This window comes from Nocardia nova (genome assembly GCF_002933465.1).
Taxonomy (GTDB): domain Bacteria; phylum Actinomycetota; class Actinomycetes; order Mycobacteriales; family Mycobacteriaceae; genus Nocardia; species Nocardia nova_B.
The window spans coordinates 49,332-67,285 of sequence record NZ_PSZE01000036.1; the positions used below are offsets into that span (position 1 = coordinate 49,332).

Below are 17,954 nucleotides of genomic sequence, written 5' to 3' on the forward strand. Positions count from 1 at the left end.
CCCGGACGGGGCAAACCCTCGGATTGGCCTAGGACTCGAACCCGGCGCATCGGCCGGTCGGAACAATGTGTCACGCACACGGAGCGGCCGATAACCGGTGGGGCCGAGCTGAATCAACGCGACCCCGGCCACGATCAAGCCGATGCCGACGCGGCGGCTCCGGCGACCACGGCCTCGTCAGCTCCGAGGTTCCCGAACGCCCCGTTACCGGGTACGGCGACCTTCTTCCTGGTCACAGCCAACACGACCATGGCAGCCAAGCCCCATGCCGCCATGACGAGGAGGTCGACCCCGACACCTTCGCCATCGAAGTAGCAGACACTACGCAACGCCGAGAGCCCTCGCGCCGTGGGCAGCACGTCGTGCATCCAGTTGTAGAACGCGGGTGCCATATCCAGCGGCACCGGCAGTCCGGACGCCGTGACTCCGCACAACACCAGCAACAGGATCGACACCATCACCATCGCTGGTCCGATCAGACGCGTACCGGCCAACGTCACCACCCCGGCGACCAGAGCGATACCGGCAAGGACAGCGGCGCCCGCGGCCGCGTTTCCTGGGAATATGTCGAAAAGTACCCAGCCATAGAATGTTTCGATTCCCGCTACCACAACGGACATGACCGCCACCACGGAGACCTGGGTGCGCACCCGCAGGCCGGGCGCGATCATCGCGACGATCAGACCGGACAGGAATCCCCCGACGATGGCGCCTATCCCGATGTAGAGCGCGCTCGTTCCGAGACGATCGGCGGTCGGCAACGGGACCACATCCCGCACCTGCAGCGCCGTCCCCCCGGCTTGCGCCACGGCGGCGAACAGTGCGCGGCCGGCCTCGGTGGCCTGAACGCTGCCGGCCGACGCCACGTACAGATCACCGGTGGCCGGGTCGTAGGCCGCGCGAACCTCGCGGTCCTGCACGGCGTTTCGACCGGCATCCGCGTCGGACAAGGTCTGCACCTCGAACCCCTTCGCGTGCGCGGCGAGCTGATTCGCCACGGTCTGCGCCTGCGGGCCCGTGCCGATCACAGCTACTTCGACCTCGTGCGGCGCCGGCGAATGCAGTAGGCCCAGGAAGAGCCCCGGCAGTGCGATCAAGAAGAACAGCGGCAGCATCAGGACGCCGGTAACGATTCGGCGCCGAGCGAGGCGATCGTTGGTGGTCATCGTGCACCTTCCTGTTCGGCGACCACCGCACTGGTTTTCGGTGACCGCAGGGTGGACAGCCAGAACGCGCCGGCACCGAGGGCGATCCACAATCCGATGATCGGCAGGTCCGCGTCGATGCCGCTGCCGCCGAAGTACAGCGTCCGTCGCAGTCCGTCCAGCACCGCCGAAGTCGGCAACCAGGAGTGCAGATGGGCGAACACGGGCGGAACCATGTCGACCGGTACCGCAATTCCCGAAGCCGGGATGCCGAGGATGATGAGCACCGTCACACCGACTACGGTCATTCCCGGCCCGATCAGCTTGATGCCGCCGGATTGCAACAGACCGGCGCAGATCGTGCCTGATGCCGCCAGCAAGGCGACTTCGACGAGGTGCCCGGACAGCGCGCCGTACGCCGAGTAGGCGATGAAAGTGGTGATCACCGCGGCGACGAGCGCGACCAGGCCGAGAATCGCTATCTCCGCCCGGAGCGATAAGCCGGGAACGGCGACGTTCAGCACGGTCGCGGTGACGAAGCCCGCGAGAATCGCCGCCAAGCCGACGAACAGCAGACTGACGCCCACTCGGTCGGATTCGGGCAGCGGCGCGACATCTCGAACGGTGAGTTCGGTTCCGAGCTGCCGCGCGACGGCGCCGAACGCGGTCTGTACCGCCGACTCGGCGAGCGGACTACCCGCGCTCGCGACATAGAGCGTGCCGGTGGCGGGATCGAAGGCGCCCCGACTGCTCATATCCGTCAGATGGCGCCGGGCCGTGTCTGCATCGGCCACGGAGGTGACCCGGAACGACGGCGCCATCTTCGTCGCCAAGCCCAAGGCCAGCTGCGCCGAATCGTGATTGGCGCCGATGATCTCGACCGGCATCTCGTGGGGTTGTGGTTGATGGAAGGCGTAGAGATAGACGCCTGGCAACGCCAGTGCCATGAACAACGGGAAGATCAAGGCTGCGACCAGTGCTTTCCCCGCTGATCGTGCAGTTGCGCTGCTGCCGTTCCCTGACTCGGACATCGTCCCCCTCTCGGGCTAGTTGTAATTTACGTTTGTAAATTACACGACATCTGTAAAATATCGTCGGGAGATCGGGGCGGTATGGCACATCTCACCGGGATGATCCGAATACGGGACCGCACCCGAGTCGGCGCACGGGCGAAGCTGCCGCCACTCGTTCGACCTCACACACCGCCCCCGACAGAGTCACGGGCGGCCACCAACCATCGACAGAACGAAACCGGAGCAGATCCGCCGAATCTTCAAGAAGAGCAAAACATATCTATACGTATCAGGAGTCCGTGCGCAACCGACCCGCAGAACGTGTCAGAATTGTCTCACCCGCGCCTCGCATCCGCGCTACCGTCAAGCGGACAGGCGCCGAATCAACTCCCAAAGTCGCTCCGCCGCCTCGCGCACCATTTCCTCCGGCTCGGCCTCAACCGACCTCAACCAATAGGCGAGAAAGCCCAGGATCCCGCCCGCCAGGAACTGGGAGAATTCCTCCGCGCCGGTCACCGCCTCGCCGCGCGACCGCAAGACTCGTTCGACGAGTCGGTCGGCCACCATCTCACGAGCGAGGCCCGCGATACTTCGCGCGCCGAGCAGGCGACGGTATATTGCACGGTCGGCATTGACCTCGGTCAGAATGTTCACCAGCCAGTCCGGCACCTCTGCCGCCTCGGGAGCGACATCCTGATCGCGACCCGTAAACCCCCGTATGCGTTCGATCAGCGCGTCCGCGGCGAGTTCGTCCAGCGAGGAGTAATGCTGGTAGAAGGTGGGGCGACTGACCCCCGCGTGACGCGTGAGATCGGTGATCGAGATCTCCGACCAGTCCCGGTCGGCCGCGAGCTCCAGAATCGCCGCACGCAAGCTCTCCCGGGTTCGCCGAATTCGGATGTCCACCCGTTCGGCCACAGGCTCCGACGCTTCAGCCAACGATCCTCCTCGAATGCGGAAACCCATGCGACGCATGTCGGCCATGACCGTAGCGGGTGGGTAAAGTACTCCCGAGAATACGAGCACCCGGTCCGCTGTCCAGGACGGGCGCCCAGTAGCGTTCCGGACAGCCACGACGGCCGCCATGCGCTCGAGTATCGCGCCCCGCTGCCGACGAGCCGGGGTTCAACTTCTCGAAGGTAAGCGCCGCTTCGGTGATGTTTTTCAACGCAAGGTCCACCTTCGGTCAACTTCTTGCAGCCGAGCAGAAACGTCTGGTCACCGACCGCTTGCATGAGGCTGAACCGCCCCTGCTGCCGCACGGCTGCTCGCGCGAAGTCCATGGCAGGCAAGGCGTACTCCCCCGCTCCTCGGCCCAGTTCTTCAGATCTTGCCCCTGCACGACGAAATATGTTGCTCCGCAACCACCGATGAAGAGTAGTGCGAGCCTGGGAACCAGGGCGATCGAGCCCATAAGCTCGCCACCCACGACTCGACGCTCATCTGCCGGCCGGCCGCTACGACCACAACTACGAGCGACTACTCAACACGCTCCCTCCCCGACGGCGGGTACCGACTGCTCGCCGAGATCGGCTCCAGTGGCGGAAATCCCAACGCTCGCTTCGACTTCCTATCACTGTGCGATACACCGACTCCTCGCGGCTCGAGCGAATTCTTCGCCCCTCTGGAGCCGGACAACCGGGTCGCATGAGCGCGGCGGCGAAGACGGCGGCATAACGCCGGCAGGAGCAGTCCGGTGAACTGCGACGGGTACGGCTCTATGCCGGTGAGTTGATGCTCGAGTTTCGACGATACTCGCGGCGACTACGGCCAGCACGATCGCGGCCACGCCGCAGACGAGCCGGTGCGTGCGCGGCACAGGAAGGTAGTGGTCGACGGAATGGCGGCCGGGTCCGGTGAGGGCGAGAGCGGCGGCGGCCAGGGCGAGGGTCGATTCGTATTCGAAACCCTTGGGGGCGAGGAAGGAACCGGTGCCGCGCGCCTCGGTGGCGTTGATCACGACGCCCAGCACGGCGGCCGCCGCCAGTGGGGTGAGCAGACCTAACGCCAGACCGAGACCGCCGAACGTTTGCTGAGCCCGCCAACCGCCGCCACGGTGTCACCCGCGGGATAGCCACTGGCGGTGAAGAAAGTGATTCAGCCGAGTTGGATGGAGCGTTTGGCGAGGCCGTGCCAAAAGCCGTCGACGACGCTGCGCTGGGTGGCGAGGTCGGCTTCGCCCGCACCGAGGGCGACGAACAGCGGGGCGAAGTGCTCGGTGCGCGGGTGCGCGAGATGCGCTGCGGGGGCCTTGTTCTCGAAGTCGAGCAGGGCATCGATATCGCCCGCGGCGAGCGCGCCGTGGCCCCATTCGTCGAATTCGGCCATCACCGGATGCACGGAGCCGTCTTCGGTGAGCGCCCGCAGATTGTGCGAGAAGAATCCACTGCCCACGATCAGCACGCCGTCGTCACGAAGCGGAGCGAGCTTGCGCCCGAGCTCCATCAGCTCCGGGGGATCAAGAGTGGGCAGCGACATCTGCAGCACCGGAACGTCTGCCGCCGGATACATCTCCACCAGTGGCACGTACGCACCGTGATCCAGGCCCCGGTCCGGCGCTTCCCGCACCGCCATCCCCGGACCGTGCACCAACTTTCGAACCTGCGCGGCCAACTCGGGCGCACCCGGTGCTGGATAGCGAACCTCGTAGTAGTGCCGCGGAAAGCCCCAGAAGTCGTACACCAGCGGAACCGTCTCGGTTGCCCCGAGCGCCACCGGCGCATCCTCCCAATGCGCCGAAATCATCAGCACCGCTTTCGGTTTCGGCAATGCCGCCGACCACTGCGCCAACTGTTCCGGCCAGATCGGGTCGTCGGCCAGCGGTGGCGCGCCGTGCGACAGGTACAAAACCGGCATCCGGTCCGTCCGCTCGGCAGTCATCACTCCTCCTATTGTTCAAATTTGAACCTTATGCGGTAATGGTACGCTTTTATTCAAATTCGAACAAGATGGGTAGACTGAGCGCGTGCGATGGCTCGACGACCAGGAAATGCGCGCCTGGAAGGCGTTGCTCTCCGGCTGGGCGCTGCTCGAGCGGCAGATCGACGGCCAGCTCAAACGCGATGCCGGACTGTCCCACGGGCAATACGAGGTGCTGGTCCGGCTGGCCGACGCCCCCGACAGCACCCTCCGGATGACCGCGCTCGCCGACTCGCTCATCAACTCCAAGAGCAGGTTGAGCTATCAAGTGGACCAGCTGGAGAAGGCTGGACTGGTCTGCCGCGGGACCGTTCCCGGCGACAGCCGCGGGGTCACCGCCACGCTGACCGACAAGGGCCGCCGCGCACTCGAACAAGCGGCTCCCGGGCACGTCACATTGGTCCGCGATCTGCTGATCGACGTTCTCACGCCGACACAGTTGACCGCCCTGGCCGACGGCCTCGGCGAAGTCGCACGCCGGATCCAGCAAGCGGAACGCCAGACCGAAGGCTGAGGCCGGCCCTGGTCGGCATCGCTTTCCTTCTCGTGGTGCCGATCCCGCCGGTGAGCTCAGTCGGCGGGCAGTTCGATCCCTTCGGCGGCGACCTTGGCGGTTACCTCCTCGGGGAAAATGTTGCGGAACAGATACAGATCCTGGCCGAGCCGCCAGCCCGGAGCCAGCGCGACCGCATAACGTTCGAAGTAGCCGAGCTGCTTGCCCATCAGCAACAACTGTTGCGGGCCCGAGGCGCCTCGGCGTTTGCCGAATTCCACCAGCCGGGCCGCGACCTTGCCCATATCCAGTTTCGCCAGCTTGCCCGACAGCACCGGCGCCAGCGCGGTCGCCAGCTGCCTGCCGATGGTGGCGTCGTCACCGTCGTCGCCGTCGAGCAGATCCAGTTCCCGCAGTGCCCGCGCGACCGGGCGGAAGTCACCGTCGATCGCGCTGGCGTGGAACAGCGCGCGCACGAATGCGCGCCACTGCGGCGTCATGGTGCCGACGATGCCGAAATCGAGCATGGCGGCCCGGCCGTCGTCGAGCAGCCAGAGGTTTCCGGCATGCACGTCGCCGTGGAAAAGGCCGTGCACCACAACACTTTCCACCCACGCCTTGACCAGTCGGCGGATCAGCAGCTCGGGGTCTGGATGGGCGGCGCGGATGTCGTCGAAGCGGTCGAGCGGCATACCACGCATCCGCTCCATGCAGAGCACGCGCGGGCCGCAGTACTCCCAGTACACCTCGGGGACGACTACACCGGTGTTGTCGCCGAAGGCGGCCAGATCGGCCCTCGCCTGCGCCTGGTTGCGGGCCTCGTTGCGGAAGTCCAGCTCGGCGACGGTGGTGACGTACAGATCGCGCACCACGCCTTCGGCATTGGCGATACGGGCGTTCTCCGAACGTTTGGTGAGCGTGCCGGCCAGCCGGTAGGCGGCGCGCAGATCGACGATCATGCGGCGGGCGATGTCGGGGCGCTGCACCTTCAGCACCGCCGGGCGGCCGTCGGCAAGCACGCAGGCGTGCACCTGAGCCACCGAGGCGGCCGAGAGCGGTTCGTCGTCGAATTCCCGGAACAGCCGGTCGATCGGGGCACCGAGATCGGCCTCGATCACCGCGCGGGCGTCGGTGGCCGGAAACGGCGGCACGTCATCGAGGCAGCGCAGGCACGCGTCGGCGAGTTCGTCCGGAAACGAGGCCGGCGACGATGCGATGAGCTGGCCGAGTTTGACGAACATCGGGCCCAGCGCCTCGAAACCGTCGACCGTGCCGTCGGCCATCGCCCGTCGCCGCTTAGCCGGGCGCAGACCTTCGCGCAGCACTCGGCGCGTCACCCGGCTGCCGATCGTCGTGCCGATCGCGGCGGTACGCCGGAACTCCGCGAATCCGAATTTCTCCAGCGCCGGTACCGGCTGCGGCGGAGTCGCCCCCGCGCCCGGTCCGGAGGCGGTCTGCGTGGCCGCCGCCGTCACCGAAGGACCCCGCCGGTCACCTGCTCACCTGCCCGAATCATTCGTTGCGACCATCCCATCGTCGTATGGTTCGTGCACAGTCTACGACTGCCAGGCCACCGTACCGGCCGGTGTGACCCGCCGCACCCGCAGACCGGCCGCCCACAGGGCCATGGCGATGTCGACCAACTGTTCGGGGAGGCGAGCCCTCAGCGGGGCGGCCACGGTGCTGCGCCCGCACGAGGAGATCGCCTTCGCCGCGGCCGGCACGGAACCCACCGATGTCCTCGCCTTCAGGGGGCGATGCCGAGGCCCGCGGCGAGTACCGGCCAGGAGCGTTTCAGCGCGTCCTGCCAGTAACCCCACGAGTGTGTGCCCGTGGGTTCGAAGTCGAAGGTCGCCGGAATTCCCAACTCCCCCAGACGAGTCGACATATTGTGCGTACACCAGTTCACCGCGGCCTCGATCACCCCGCCGATCACGAGCTGATCCAGATATCCGCGCGGCCCCGGCTGCATATGGTCAGCGCCGTACACGTCGTACATACCGGGCACACCGGTGCCGGTGGAGATGAACAGATTCAGTCCCCGCAGCCCGTCGGCATGCACGTACGGGTCGTTGGCCGCCCACATCGGATCGTCGTCGGGGCCGTACATGTTCTCCACATCGCCGCCGCCCCACGTCTGCACCGCCATTTTGACGAATTCACGGCCGATCGGATCACTGATCTGCGCACATCCAGAATACGCGGCCACCGAGCGATACAGTCCGGGGGCGGCGATCGGCAACTGCAACACCGAGGTCCCCGAGGTAGACAACCCGGCCAGCGCGTTGGCGCCGGTGGTGCGATAGCGCCCGTCGATCAGCGGCGGCAGTTCCGCGGTGAGGAACGTCTTCCATTTGTACACACCGAGTTTCGGATCCGGCGCCCGCCAGTCGGTGTAGTAACTCCAGCGGCCCCCGGCCGGCTGCACGACATAGGTCTGCTTCGCGGACAGGAAGCCCGCGACATCGGTGTTGCGCTCCCACGTGGCCGAATCCTGGCCTCCCCCACCGCCGTTGAGCAGATACAGCACCGGCGCGGGGGCCTGGTCGTCGGCGGGCAGCTGCACCTTCACCATGATGTCGGTGTTCATCGCCGCCGAATGCACCCGCAATTGCTCGGTGCGCGGATCGAGCTGCCAGCTGCCGGTGACCGCCGACCCGTCCGCGGCGACCGGTTCGGGTTGTGCCCCGGCGGGCGCGGCCCCCAGCACCGCGCCCGCCAGCCCCAGAACGACGGGAATGATGCTGCCGCACAGCACCTTTCCGAACATGGGAACTCCTTCGTGAGGTAATGGATCGCCGCAGAGACGGGCCGAGACGAAAGGCCCGCCGGGCGATGCGGTGTGAGGGCATCGCCCGGCGGGCAGGTCGGACGGCTCAGAGCTTGCCGCCGCCGCCCAGCAGCCACGGGTTGAAACTGCAGGTCAACGCCGGAGTCTGGGCCGGATCCAGGGCATGCAGGATGATCGACAGCACCCGCGGCGAATACATCATCGTCAGATGATCCGACAGGTCCTGCTCGCATCCGTCCTGCAAGGTGACGTTCTCGACCGTCGCACCGGGCCCGGGCTGCAGGAACGTCAGGTCGTACGGCGTGGTGACCTCGTCGTAGCGGGTGCCGACCACCGTGTAGTCCACACCGGGCATGGTGTCGCCACCTGCGTTGAGCTGATTGACGAAATCCGAACCGACCGTCTGCTGAATACCGGAGTGGCCCACGAAGATCTCCACCAGACCCAGCACGTCGATGCCGAAGTTGTTGATGGCCCGGCCCAACGCCCCGATACCGTCCAGGGTCGTGCCATGATTGGTCGCCCCGAAGGTCATCATGTGATGCACCTTCGCCGCACCCCCGTCGAACTTCAGATACCAGCGCGACATCACGCCACCCTGCGAATGGCCGACCAGATTCACCTTCTGCGATCCGGTCGCCGCCAGCACCCGATCCACGAACTGCGCCAACTGCTTCGACGAATCCTGAATCAAACCGGTGCCGTTGGCGCCCGGCAGCACCGACCCCAGACCGCCACCCTGAATCAGGTTCGACTTGCCGTAATTGAAAGTGAACACGCAATAACCGGCGTCGTGGATCGGCTGGCTGATGTAGGAGAAGTTGTCGTAGGCGTTCTCCCACGTCCCGTGCACCAACACCACCGGCTCCGGATGCGCCGCGGTCGGCTTGCAGTTCCAGTCGTTGCTTCCCGGCGGCGCCGCATCCGGATGCAGCAGCCCATACCCGAAGGCGGCCAGGAACGAACTCTGCGCCGGGCCGTAACCGACTGTGTCGCTGGCGGTTCCACCCGACGACCCCGAGCTGGACCCGGAACCGCCGTAGCAGTCACCGGAGCCGTTGCCGGAGCCTGCACCACTGCCGGAGGTGCAGGCCGAACCGGTGCCGGCGCTGCCGGTGTCGGCGATCGGGTGGGCGTCGGGATTCTTCAGTCCCTGGTCGATGAAGTCGACCAGTTGCTGCTCCTGCTGCTGATCGTTCGGCGCCACCGCCGGCTCGGCGTCGGCGCCGATCCCCGCGAAGCCCATCATCAACAGCGAAACCCCCACGACGACCGCTGCGTTCAGCGACCTGCAGCGGGTGTTTGGTCTCATGGGTGAACCTTTCGTCAGAACATCGGCGTTCTTTGTTGCGATGCGCGACCGCGAGCCGCACAGCCGAAACTGAACTCAGACGCTAAAGTCGCTGACGAGCCGCCGATATGGACAAAGGCAGTCTCTTCGAAATCTCACGAGACGCCGAACGGACCGCAGTGAAGTTGCACAGCCGGGCGAATTGTCCGGCGAGGACGGAGCTTCTCCCGAATCGGCGCAGTCACAGCAGTAACACCGAATGTGCCGTGAAATATCAAGCGATACAACCAATTACGACGCAATCACGAACAGATAGCGGATTCTCACTGGGGAGGAGTTGTCCGTCCGGTCCGGTCCACGTGCGTACGTGGCACGGCCCCACGTCGTCTGGAGTCCTGATGCCCGGCATTCGTACCGCACTGCGGCCCACCGGTTTTCGCTCGCTCGCCGCCGCCGCGCTGGCCGTCGGTGCCCTCACCGCGGTCGAGCTCCCCACCGCCGCGGCCGATCCGCTCACCGATGCCGCCGGTGTCATCGAACAGCTACGCGCCGTCGGCGATCCGCTGCCGCCGCTGCCCGCCCCGCACGGGCCGACCACCGCGATCGTGGTGCTCGGTTACGGGCTGATGCCCGACGGGAGCATGCGTCCCGAACTCGTAGCCCGGCTGCAGGCGGCGCTCGTGCAGGCGATGGTGTCGCCGGCCTCGCCGCTCATCGTCACCGGCGGAAATCCGCGGGGCGGCATCACCGAAGCCGACGCCATGGCCCGCTGGCTCGTCGCCCACGGCACAGCCCCCGACCGGATACACATCGAATCACGTGCCAGCGACACCATCGAAAACGCCACCAACTCCGCGGAAATGATGCACGCACTGGGCGCCGGCGACGCGGTGGTCGTCACCTCGGCCGACCACATGCCCCGCGCCGTCGCCGATTTCGTCGATGCGGGTGTGCCGGTGGTGGGCACGGTCAGCCCGCAGGATCTGCCGCCAGTGGTACTCGGGGTGTTCGGGCCACAGGGGTGAAACCGGCACCGCAGTGAATTCGACACCGCAATGAATTCGACACAGCAATGAAACCGGAGCCGCCGGCCGTCTCAGCGCGGGCCCCAGGTCCGCGCGATACCGAGTCCGACGGCCAGCGCATCCCACGCCGACGGCAGTGCGGCGGTGAAATCCGGCCATGAGTGCGTCCCCGCGGGGATGTAGCGCACGGTGGCCGGGATGTTCAGCTGAGCGAGCCGCGCGGCGAAGCGTTCGGTACACGTGCGCGCCCCCGCCTCCAGCGCCACGCCTCCGCCCGCGGACCGCAGCGCGGCGGCGACGTCGTGCGCGGTGGCGATCGCGGTCAGATCCGGTGGGCTCGGCAGACCCGTGGCCGCCGACAGATAGATCGGAGTGCCGCGCAGGGTATCGGCGCCCAGATAGCTGTCGTGGGCCGCCCATTCCGGCGAATTCGGTGGGCCCCAGAGGTTTTCGGGGTTGCCGCCGCGCGAGGCCACGGTGATGCGAGTGACGGCCTGGCCGACCTCGTCGGCGGTGGAATAACATCCGCTGATGCCCGCGACCGCGCGATAGAAGCCAGGGTGGCGCTGCGCCAGCATCATCGCCGCCTGCGCGCCCATCGACACTCCCGCGATGGCCCGGCGCCCGTCGGAAGGCAGATATTTCTCCACGATCGGTGGAAGTTCCTCGACGAGGAAGGTCTCCCAGCGGTTGAGGCCCAGGTTCTGGTCGTAGTGGTCCCAGTCGGCGTACATACTGCCCACGCCGTCACCGGGCAGCACCACGTCCACCGGTTTGCCGGCGAAGAAGCGCGCGGCGTCGCCGCCGGTGAGCCAGCCCGAAGTCGCCGCACCCTCCACGCCGTCGAGAAGATAGAGGGTGGGCCGGGGTTCGCTCCCCGGGCCGTGCAGCACATCAATGGGCACCACCCGATGCATCGCGGCGGAGGCGACATACAGCCGATCCCAGCCCAGTCCGCGTGCTTCGGTGCGCACCAATTCCGTTCGCGTCACGGCGGGATCGATCGCGGGCGGGGTCGGAGGCGGGGCGGGGTCGGCGCGCACCGGGGCGGCCGCCATCGCGCCGGCTGCCACGGCCAAGGCGGCGCCCAGCGCCGCACGAGTGATCACCGCTGCACCACCTCCGGACCGTCCGCGAACGCCGTTTCGCGGCCGCGCGCTCGTTCCCGCCGTTCCCGGAAACGGTCGGCCGTCTTCTCCAGAGCGGCCAAATAGGCAGCCAATTCGTCGCGGGCCCGCTCCCCCGTGCCGGTCAGGTCGGTGCGATCGAACACATGCCAGTTTCGCAGCAGCGGACGCAGCACCGTCTCCAGATGCTGCGGCGGATCGTAGATGCCGTGGGCGGCCAGCAGCAGCGCGTGGCGCCGGAAGCCGGGCCGGGCCGAACCGGGCATGCGGAAGCCGGTGACCGCCTCGGTGATCGCACACATCATCGCGTCCGGAGCCAGCTCGAGGGCGGCCCGGGAGATGTTGCGGTAGAAGATCATATGCAGGTTCTCGTCGGTGGCGATGCGCGACAGCATCCGGTCGGCGATCGGTTCACCACAGGCGATGCCGGTGTTGCGGTGACTGATCCGGGTGGCCAGCTCCTGCAGTGTCACACAGGCCAACCCGCGCAGCAACCGCGAGGCCTCCGGCGCGGCAACGCCGCTGGTCAGCCGCATCATCCGGGCGCGTTCCAGCGCAACGGGATCCACCGCGCGGGTCACCACCAGGTAGTCGCGGATCACAATGGCGTGGCGGTTCTCCTCCGCGGTCCAGCATCCCACCCACGCTCCCCAGGCCCCGCCGCTGCCGAACATCTCGGTGATCACACGATGGCAGGAGGGCAGATCGTCCTCGGCGAGCAGATTGGTCACCAGCGCCACCCGTGCGACCTCCGGCAACGCCGATTGTTCCGGCGCCCAATCGTTTCCGCCCAGCGCCGCGAAATTGCGGCCCCCACCCCAGGGCACGTAGTCGTGCGGATGCCAGGCGCGCGACTTGCGCAGATGATCTGCGAGGCAGCGCTCGGCGACAGGCTCCAACTCGTGGAGCAGATCGCGATCGGTCACGGCGACGTTCACCCACACTCCTCGGTGCTCGAATCGGTTCCGAGGTCGAAGGCCAGCAACGCCAGGCTCGCGCGCGCCAGACCGTCCGGGCGGGCCAGTTCGATTCCGGTCAGTCGCTCGATGCGCCGCACCCGGTGCGCGACGCTGTTCGGGTGAATCGCCAGCCGCACCGCGGTCGATTTGCGGTCCAGACCCGAATCCACATAGGTGCGCAGGGTTTCCAGCAGATCCGGATGCTGCCGCAACGGACCGAGCACCGCGGCCAGATGCGCACGCGCCGGGCCGGGCCGGGTCAGCTGGTACTCCACCGCCACGTCGGCGATCTCGTAGAGCCCCGGCGGGCGGCCCAGTGCGCGTACCAGTTCCAGCAGTTCATGGGCCTGGGCGGCCAGCTCCGGAATACGTGCTGTGGGACCGGTAACGGCGGTCGCGGTCAGCGGCACCGAGGCCGCCGCGGACAGTACGTCCAGTGTGTCGGCGGTCAATACCGGGGCGTCGATGCGGGCGGTGACATCGGGGCCGTCGACCGGCACCAGCACGGTGCCGCCATCGACGGAGAGCAGTGACAGCGCCCGCGAACCCAGCACCGGCGCCAGCGCGCTCTGCAGTCGGCGCAGTTTGCGGCGGGCCACGGTTTCGGCATTGCGACGCGGATCGGATTCGCCGGGATGCGGGGCGATCGACAGCGCCACCACCTGATAGGCGGGCGCGACCACGATCCCGGTGCGGCGGGCCAGCGCCGCGCGGCCGTGTCCGCTGAGCAAGGCGGTGACCAAGGTCTGGGCCGCGGTCTGATGATGCCGTGCGGCCGAGCGGTGTTCGTCGAGATAGGCGGCCGAGGTCGCTACCGTCACCGTCTCCAGCAGGCGCAGCGCCTGCTCGGCGTCGGCGAACAATGTCTCGCCGTCGCCGCGGCCACCGGCGATATCGCTGAACGCGCGCCGCACCGCCTCGTGATAGGCGCGCAGCACGGTGTCGAGGTCGATGCCCTCACGCGCCCAGGCGCCGACTCGGCCGACCAGTTCTGCCAGCCGCGCGGCATCCGCCGGTTCAGGATCGGGTTCGGCGACCATGTCGGCGGCCAGGGCGAGACATTCACGGACCCCCGCGCCGAATTCGGCGGTGGCGTCGGAATGTGGCGCCGACGCGTCGGTACCCACGCTTCGGGTCAGAGTCGCCGCCAGGCTGGGTGCGGATGGTGTCATCGGGTCGCTCCAGAATCTCTCCCCGCGCGAAGTGTGCCCGCCGGATGCCTTGGGGTGAGGGTGCACCCGGCGGGCGGTTCCACTGCTACGCACAGTGACCGCGTCGAGGAAGGGGTTGGAAGTCCTGGTGCCGCGGGTCGAGCTGTGCGCCGTGAGCGGCGGCTTCGAGTCGGGAGCCGCTCACCGGTGGCCGGTCCGGCGTCCGCACTGCTGACCTCCTCTCCTTCCGAAAGGTGCGGGTGCGCCGGTTGCCGAACGCGGCACCGTCCGCGCAAAAACCGGTGCCGCGTTCACATCACGGTACGGCCACGGAATCGCCTCGAACCCGAAACACCGGCGATCCGATGACAATTCATGAATCGCACCCGGAGCGGCTGGGGTCGCGGCACAACTGATCCGCGCCCCCGCACCAGCGAACGACGCGGCCGTTTCAGCATTCCGTGGGGGCGGGCACACCCTGCAATCGCTGATCGACCCAGCCCATCGCCTCCGGATACCCCAATCCCGCCGCGATAATGTGCTCGCCGGGCACGCTGCGATACATCGCCGCCACTCCCAGTGAGCACTGGTCGCGATAGAACTCGCGCGCCCCGGCGGCCGGAATCCAGAATTCCTGTTCGCCGTTGTAGACATACAGCGGCACAGCGGATTTCATGCCCTGCATCCGCGTCACCCGGTAGATGTCGACGGCCAGCGCGCTGTGCAGCGGATCGGGGGTGTCGGCGGCGATATCGATCGGCAGTGACAGCACCCCGGGGACGGCGAACACCCCGGCGCAGGTGTCCTTGAGCGGCGAGAGGGCCGCCCACCGGGCCAGATTGTTCATCCTGGCCAGAATTTCCGGCCGCTCCCGGCCGACCCCGAACGTGGCGGCCAGAAACACTCCCGAGGCGAAGTTGGCGTTCATGCTCTGCGACAGGATCTGATAGTCGGCCGGCACCCCGCCCAATGCCGCGCCGACGATCAGCGGCGCCAATTCCGGTGCGTAGGAATCGATCAGCGCCACCGCGCCGCGGGTGGCGATGGCACCGCCGGAGTACCCGTGCATGGCGTAGCGGCTGGCGCCGAACTGCGCGGGCAGCGCCGCGCGCATCGCCCGGATCGCGTCGAGCACGGCGTGTCCGGCCACGAAGGGCTCGGCATAGGCCATCCGCGGACCCTCGTGATCGGGAATCAGCACCGCGTACCCGCGCAACAGCGCCAACTGGGTGGTGGGCGGGACGAAATCGGTGGTGCCGGTATCAGCGGAGAAACCGTGCGCGAGCGTGTAGCCGGGCGTACAGGTCCGGCCCAGCGCATCGATGGGAAGATTGTTCACCAGCACCGGCCGCGATCCGGGCCCCGTCCACGGTGCGGCCGGAATCGCCAGTGTCGCAGTCGCATACGAGGGTGCGTCGTGGGCGTCGGTAGTGCGATATTTCACCTGCAGCGCCTGCCGCACGGGCACCACCAGCAGCGGAGCGGCAGTCGCCGTCACGTCCCGGGTCGCGATCACATCACCGGGCCGCAGCGCCGCGAGATCCGCGGGCCAGTCGTCGATCAGCGGATCGCCGACCGGCGAGGGCATGACGGCCTGCTGCAGCCGGGCCAGGTCGGCGGTGACACCGGTCTCCCCGGCGGCCGCCTGATCGGCTACCGGGATGGGTGGCGGCGGCACCACGACATTGATCCACTGCTGCAGTTGCGCGAGCCCCGGCGCCGGCGGATTCGACGGCGCCGGATCCGGATCCTGGGGTGCGATCGGTTGCCCCGGTAGCCCTGGTACGGCGATCGCGGGTAACGGCAAGGCGGGCAGGGGAATCGGCGGCTGAGCCGCTGCGGTACCCGCAACAGGACCGCAACCGATCAGCAATACCGTTACCAGAACATGCCGGATTCGCATGGCGCACCACCCCACTAAAACTCACCGCTGGTCCCCGTGCGCTGTCAACTCGAGTTCCGCGCTGAACCAGGAGTTTCGAGATTACCGGCGCGAATCCGGCTGTCCGCGCGGTGTGTTCGGATCGTGCGCGCAGCGAGTCCGCATCGATATCGAACCCGGCACGCGCGAGCGGTACGGGGCCGACGCGCTCAGCAGTTACTCGGCACCGGCTGAGCGTGCATGCGGCCGTCGAGCCAGTTCAGCACCTGCGGCAGGCCCAGCACAGCCGCGGTCAGGTGGTCGGGCACCGGAATGGCCTCCGACTGGACCGTTACCCCGGCCTGGCACCAGCGCCGATCGGTATTGACGATCGAGTCCACCGGGATCAGGCCGTCGATGGGCGAATGCCATTCGAATACCGGCATATTCGGCACGCTGTCGGTGTAGAGCTCGAGACTGTTGTCCTCGACCACCTGGCGCGCGACCGGATCCTCGGTCATCGACGTGGTTTTGGCGAACTCGCTCACCCCGTGTCCCGCGCCCGCGGCCAGCAGTCCGTTGGTGCAACTGTTGGCCATCATCTGCCGCACCGCCATGCCCTTGTCGTTGAGCTGGTCCGACAGCGGGAACCGGTCGGGGTATTCCCGTTCCAGGCCGAGTCCGGCCGCCATCGCCAGGCCGAAGGCCGGATGCGAGCCGTACCCCAGGCCCTCCAACATCTTCACCATGTTCATCGGCACGCCGCCCGCCGCGGCCCCGGCGATGCGCAGTTCCGGCGCGTAGACCGGCGCCAGCGCGGCCGCCCATGCGGTGGCCATGCCGCCGCCGGAGTAGCCGGCCATCGTCACCGGGCTGTGCTCGAGTTTCAGATCGGCGGCGTGCTGCACCGCGCGAATGCCGTCGAGGGTGATCTGGCCGCCCAGACGCGCTGCGCCGTAGGCGAACTGCGGCCCGAGATGGTCGGGCATCGCGATACTCCAGCCGCGCTGCAACACCACGTTGTAGGCGGGCGCCTCGCGCACCATCAGATCCGGGTTCTTGGTGTAGAGCACATGGGAGACACCACAATCGGTGCCGAGTCCGTTGATGATCGTCTGATACGACAACAGCGGGCCGTCGGCCGCGCGCGTGCGCGGAGTCAGGACGGTGGTGGTCGCCGCGATCGGCTTGCCCTCGGAATTGGTCGAGCGGAACTTGATCAGGGTGATGTCGGTGTCGGGGAAGATGTCCAGCGGCGGTAGCGGTTTCGTCGCCAGCACATCGCCCGGCTTGTGCTCGGCGATATCGGCCGGCGCGGCGTAGAACGGGTCCGGGTCCGGTGCCGGGTAGATCGGTTGCGCTGGTGCGGAAGTCGTGGCGGCGGCGAAGAGCAACAGACTGCCGACGGCGACGCTCAGCGCCCGCCGGACCGCGGTGAGGCCCATGGGCCAAGAGAGTATCGCGCGCGCGAGGCAACCCGAAATCGGCACCGCAGGTCCTGAGAAATCACAACTTTGCCGCGCGGCGGTCTGTGTCACGCGATGAATTCCGCGCTGAAACCTGTTCGGGTTACCCGCGAGTACGTAGCTTCGTTCCTGCACCGATGCAAAGGAGCACGGCTATGGACATCTCCGAAACGGCCCCCGAGATCCCCACTCGCCGGATCACGGTCTACTTCGGCGGCACCGGCCCCGACGGCGACATGGTGCTCGAATACGCCGCCACCCGCGCCGAGGCCTGGGAGTTCGCGGCCGCTGCCGTGCATTCCGGGCTGGCGGTCACCGTGGACGGCATGGTCCGGCCCGGATTGCGACCGCTGCCCCGCCGCCGATTGTGGCATTGAGGACCCGATCCGCGTCCCGGCGACTGTGAGCGATCACAACGGCCCGCCGACCTGCTTCGATTTCCGCACAGACGATTCGCGAAGCACCCTCGGTTCCCGGCCCGCCGGTTAGCGTTAACCGCCGGAACAGATAGTTCGGGAGTAGAAGGAGTCAGTGATGACCGTCGACAGCTCCAACCGGTCCAGTCTCACCTTCTCGGGACGGCCCATGTCGTCGCCGTTGAAGGATGTGTGGTCGCTGTCGCGGCACATGGTCGGCCACTTCGTCGAAAACGTCGCCCCCTGCGGCACCCTCCCCGGCGACGCCATCCACGGCGACATCACCACCATCACCCG

17 protein-coding genes are annotated in these 17,954 nt (G+C 67.5%); 4 read left to right on the top strand and 13 right to left on the bottom strand.

Annotated elements, in window-relative coordinates; all coding sequences use genetic code 11:
* Nucleotides 1–134: 134 nt before the first annotated feature.
* The 3 genes from C5E41_RS29420 to C5E41_RS29430 form a co-directional block, all read right to left on the bottom strand.
* On the bottom strand, nucleotides 135–1,166 hold the full coding sequence (locus C5E41_RS29420; RefSeq protein ID WP_104378977.1) for a DUF3533 domain-containing protein: 1,032 nt from the start codon (nucleotides 1,164–1,166) through the stop codon (nucleotides 135–137).
* Nucleotides 1,163–2,176, bottom strand: a complete 1,014-nt coding sequence (locus tag C5E41_RS29425; protein ID WP_146097733.1) for a hypothetical protein — start codon at nucleotides 2,174–2,176, stop codon at nucleotides 1,163–1,165. Before C5E41_RS29425 ends, C5E41_RS29420 begins: the two co-directional genes overlap by 4 nt.
* A 345-nt stretch (nucleotides 2,177–2,521) precedes the next feature.
* Nucleotides 2,522–3,244: a TetR/AcrR family transcriptional regulator gene (locus C5E41_RS29430; RefSeq protein WP_104378979.1), complete on the bottom strand. Its 723-nt coding sequence runs from the start codon at nucleotides 3,242–3,244 to the stop codon at nucleotides 2,522–2,524.
* Between the two features lie 742 nt (nucleotides 3,245–3,986).
* Between C5E41_RS29430 and C5E41_RS34200 the strand changes: the two genes are divergently transcribed.
* On the top strand, nucleotides 3,987–4,163 hold the full coding sequence (locus tag C5E41_RS34200; protein WP_181063477.1) for a hypothetical protein: 177 nt from the start codon (nucleotides 3,987–3,989) through the stop codon (nucleotides 4,161–4,163).
* 92 nt (nucleotides 4,164–4,255) lie between these two features.
* On the opposite strand, the gene C5E41_RS29435 is transcribed toward C5E41_RS34200, so the two are convergent.
* Nucleotides 4,256–5,038, bottom strand: coding sequence for a dioxygenase family protein (locus C5E41_RS29435; protein ID WP_104378980.1), 783 nt, complete (start codon nucleotides 5,036–5,038; stop codon nucleotides 4,256–4,258).
* Nucleotides 5,039–5,123: 85 nt separating this feature from the next.
* Between C5E41_RS29435 and C5E41_RS29440 the strand changes: the two genes are divergently transcribed.
* Complete coding sequence (locus C5E41_RS29440) at nucleotides 5,124–5,591, top strand: MarR family winged helix-turn-helix transcriptional regulator (protein ID WP_258081341.1); 468 nt, start codon at nucleotides 5,124–5,126, stop codon at nucleotides 5,589–5,591.
* 56 nt (nucleotides 5,592–5,647) lie between these two features.
* Here the strand turns inward: C5E41_RS29440 and C5E41_RS29445 are convergent, their stop codons facing one another.
* From C5E41_RS29445 to C5E41_RS29455, 4 genes are all read right to left on the bottom strand, one after another.
* Entirely contained in the window at nucleotides 5,648–7,045 is a 1,398-nt protein-coding gene (locus C5E41_RS29445; protein WP_104378981.1) for an ABC1 kinase family protein, read from the bottom strand.
* A gap of 81 nt (nucleotides 7,046–7,126) precedes the next feature.
* Entirely contained in the window at nucleotides 7,127–7,303 is a 177-nt protein-coding gene (locus C5E41_RS34205; RefSeq protein WP_181063478.1) for a hypothetical protein, read from the bottom strand.
* Between the two features lie 14 nt (nucleotides 7,304–7,317).
* A complete protein-coding gene (locus tag C5E41_RS29450) occupies nucleotides 7,318–8,340 on the bottom strand; it encodes an alpha/beta hydrolase (protein ID WP_104378982.1) in 1,023 nt (340 codons plus the stop codon).
* A gap of 106 nt (nucleotides 8,341–8,446) precedes the next feature.
* Nucleotides 8,447–9,673 (bottom strand): esterase/lipase family protein, encoded by a 1,227-nt coding sequence (locus C5E41_RS29455; protein ID WP_104378983.1) that lies wholly within the window; start codon nucleotides 9,671–9,673, stop codon nucleotides 8,447–8,449.
* A 377-nt stretch (nucleotides 9,674–10,050) separates the two neighbouring features.
* Between C5E41_RS29455 and C5E41_RS29460 the strand changes: the two genes are divergently transcribed.
* Nucleotides 10,051–10,677, top strand: a complete 627-nt coding sequence (locus C5E41_RS29460; RefSeq protein WP_104378984.1) for a YdcF family protein — start codon at nucleotides 10,051–10,053, stop codon at nucleotides 10,675–10,677.
* A gap of 71 nt (nucleotides 10,678–10,748) precedes the next feature.
* Here C5E41_RS29460 and C5E41_RS29465 read toward each other — a convergent pair whose 3' ends face one another.
* The 5 genes from C5E41_RS29465 to C5E41_RS29485 all read right to left on the bottom strand — a co-directional run bounded on the left by C5E41_RS29465 (nucleotide 10,749) and on the right by C5E41_RS29485 (nucleotide 17,220).
* Complete coding sequence (locus C5E41_RS29465) at nucleotides 10,749–11,786, bottom strand: alpha/beta hydrolase (RefSeq protein ID WP_258081342.1); 1,038 nt, start codon at nucleotides 11,784–11,786, stop codon at nucleotides 10,749–10,751.
* Nucleotides 11,783–12,742, bottom strand: a complete 960-nt coding sequence (locus C5E41_RS29470; RefSeq protein WP_104378994.1) for an acyl-ACP desaturase — start codon at nucleotides 12,740–12,742, stop codon at nucleotides 11,783–11,785. The genes C5E41_RS29465 and C5E41_RS29470 overlap by 4 nt, the downstream gene beginning before the upstream one ends.
* Nucleotides 12,739–13,935, bottom strand: coding sequence for a PucR family transcriptional regulator (locus C5E41_RS29475; RefSeq protein ID WP_104378985.1), 1,197 nt, complete (start codon nucleotides 13,933–13,935; stop codon nucleotides 12,739–12,741). The genes C5E41_RS29470 and C5E41_RS29475 overlap by 4 nt, the downstream gene beginning before the upstream one ends.
* 430 nt (nucleotides 13,936–14,365) lie before the next feature.
* Nucleotides 14,366–15,817 carry a lipase family protein gene (locus C5E41_RS29480; RefSeq protein WP_104378986.1) on the bottom strand — a complete coding sequence of 484 codons (1,452 nt, stop codon included), beginning with the start codon at nucleotides 15,815–15,817 and terminating at the stop codon, nucleotides 14,366–14,368.
* A 188-nt stretch (nucleotides 15,818–16,005) separates the two neighbouring features.
* On the bottom strand, nucleotides 16,006–17,220 hold the full coding sequence (locus C5E41_RS29485; protein ID WP_104378987.1) for a lipase family protein: 1,215 nt from the start codon (nucleotides 17,218–17,220) through the stop codon (nucleotides 16,006–16,008).
* A gap of 176 nt (nucleotides 17,221–17,396) precedes the next feature.
* Between C5E41_RS29485 and C5E41_RS29490 the strand changes: the two genes are divergently transcribed.
* Nucleotides 17,397–17,618, top strand: a complete 222-nt coding sequence (locus C5E41_RS29490; protein ID WP_258081343.1) for a hypothetical protein — start codon at nucleotides 17,397–17,399, stop codon at nucleotides 17,616–17,618.
* Nucleotides 17,619–17,954 lie beyond the last annotated feature (336 nt).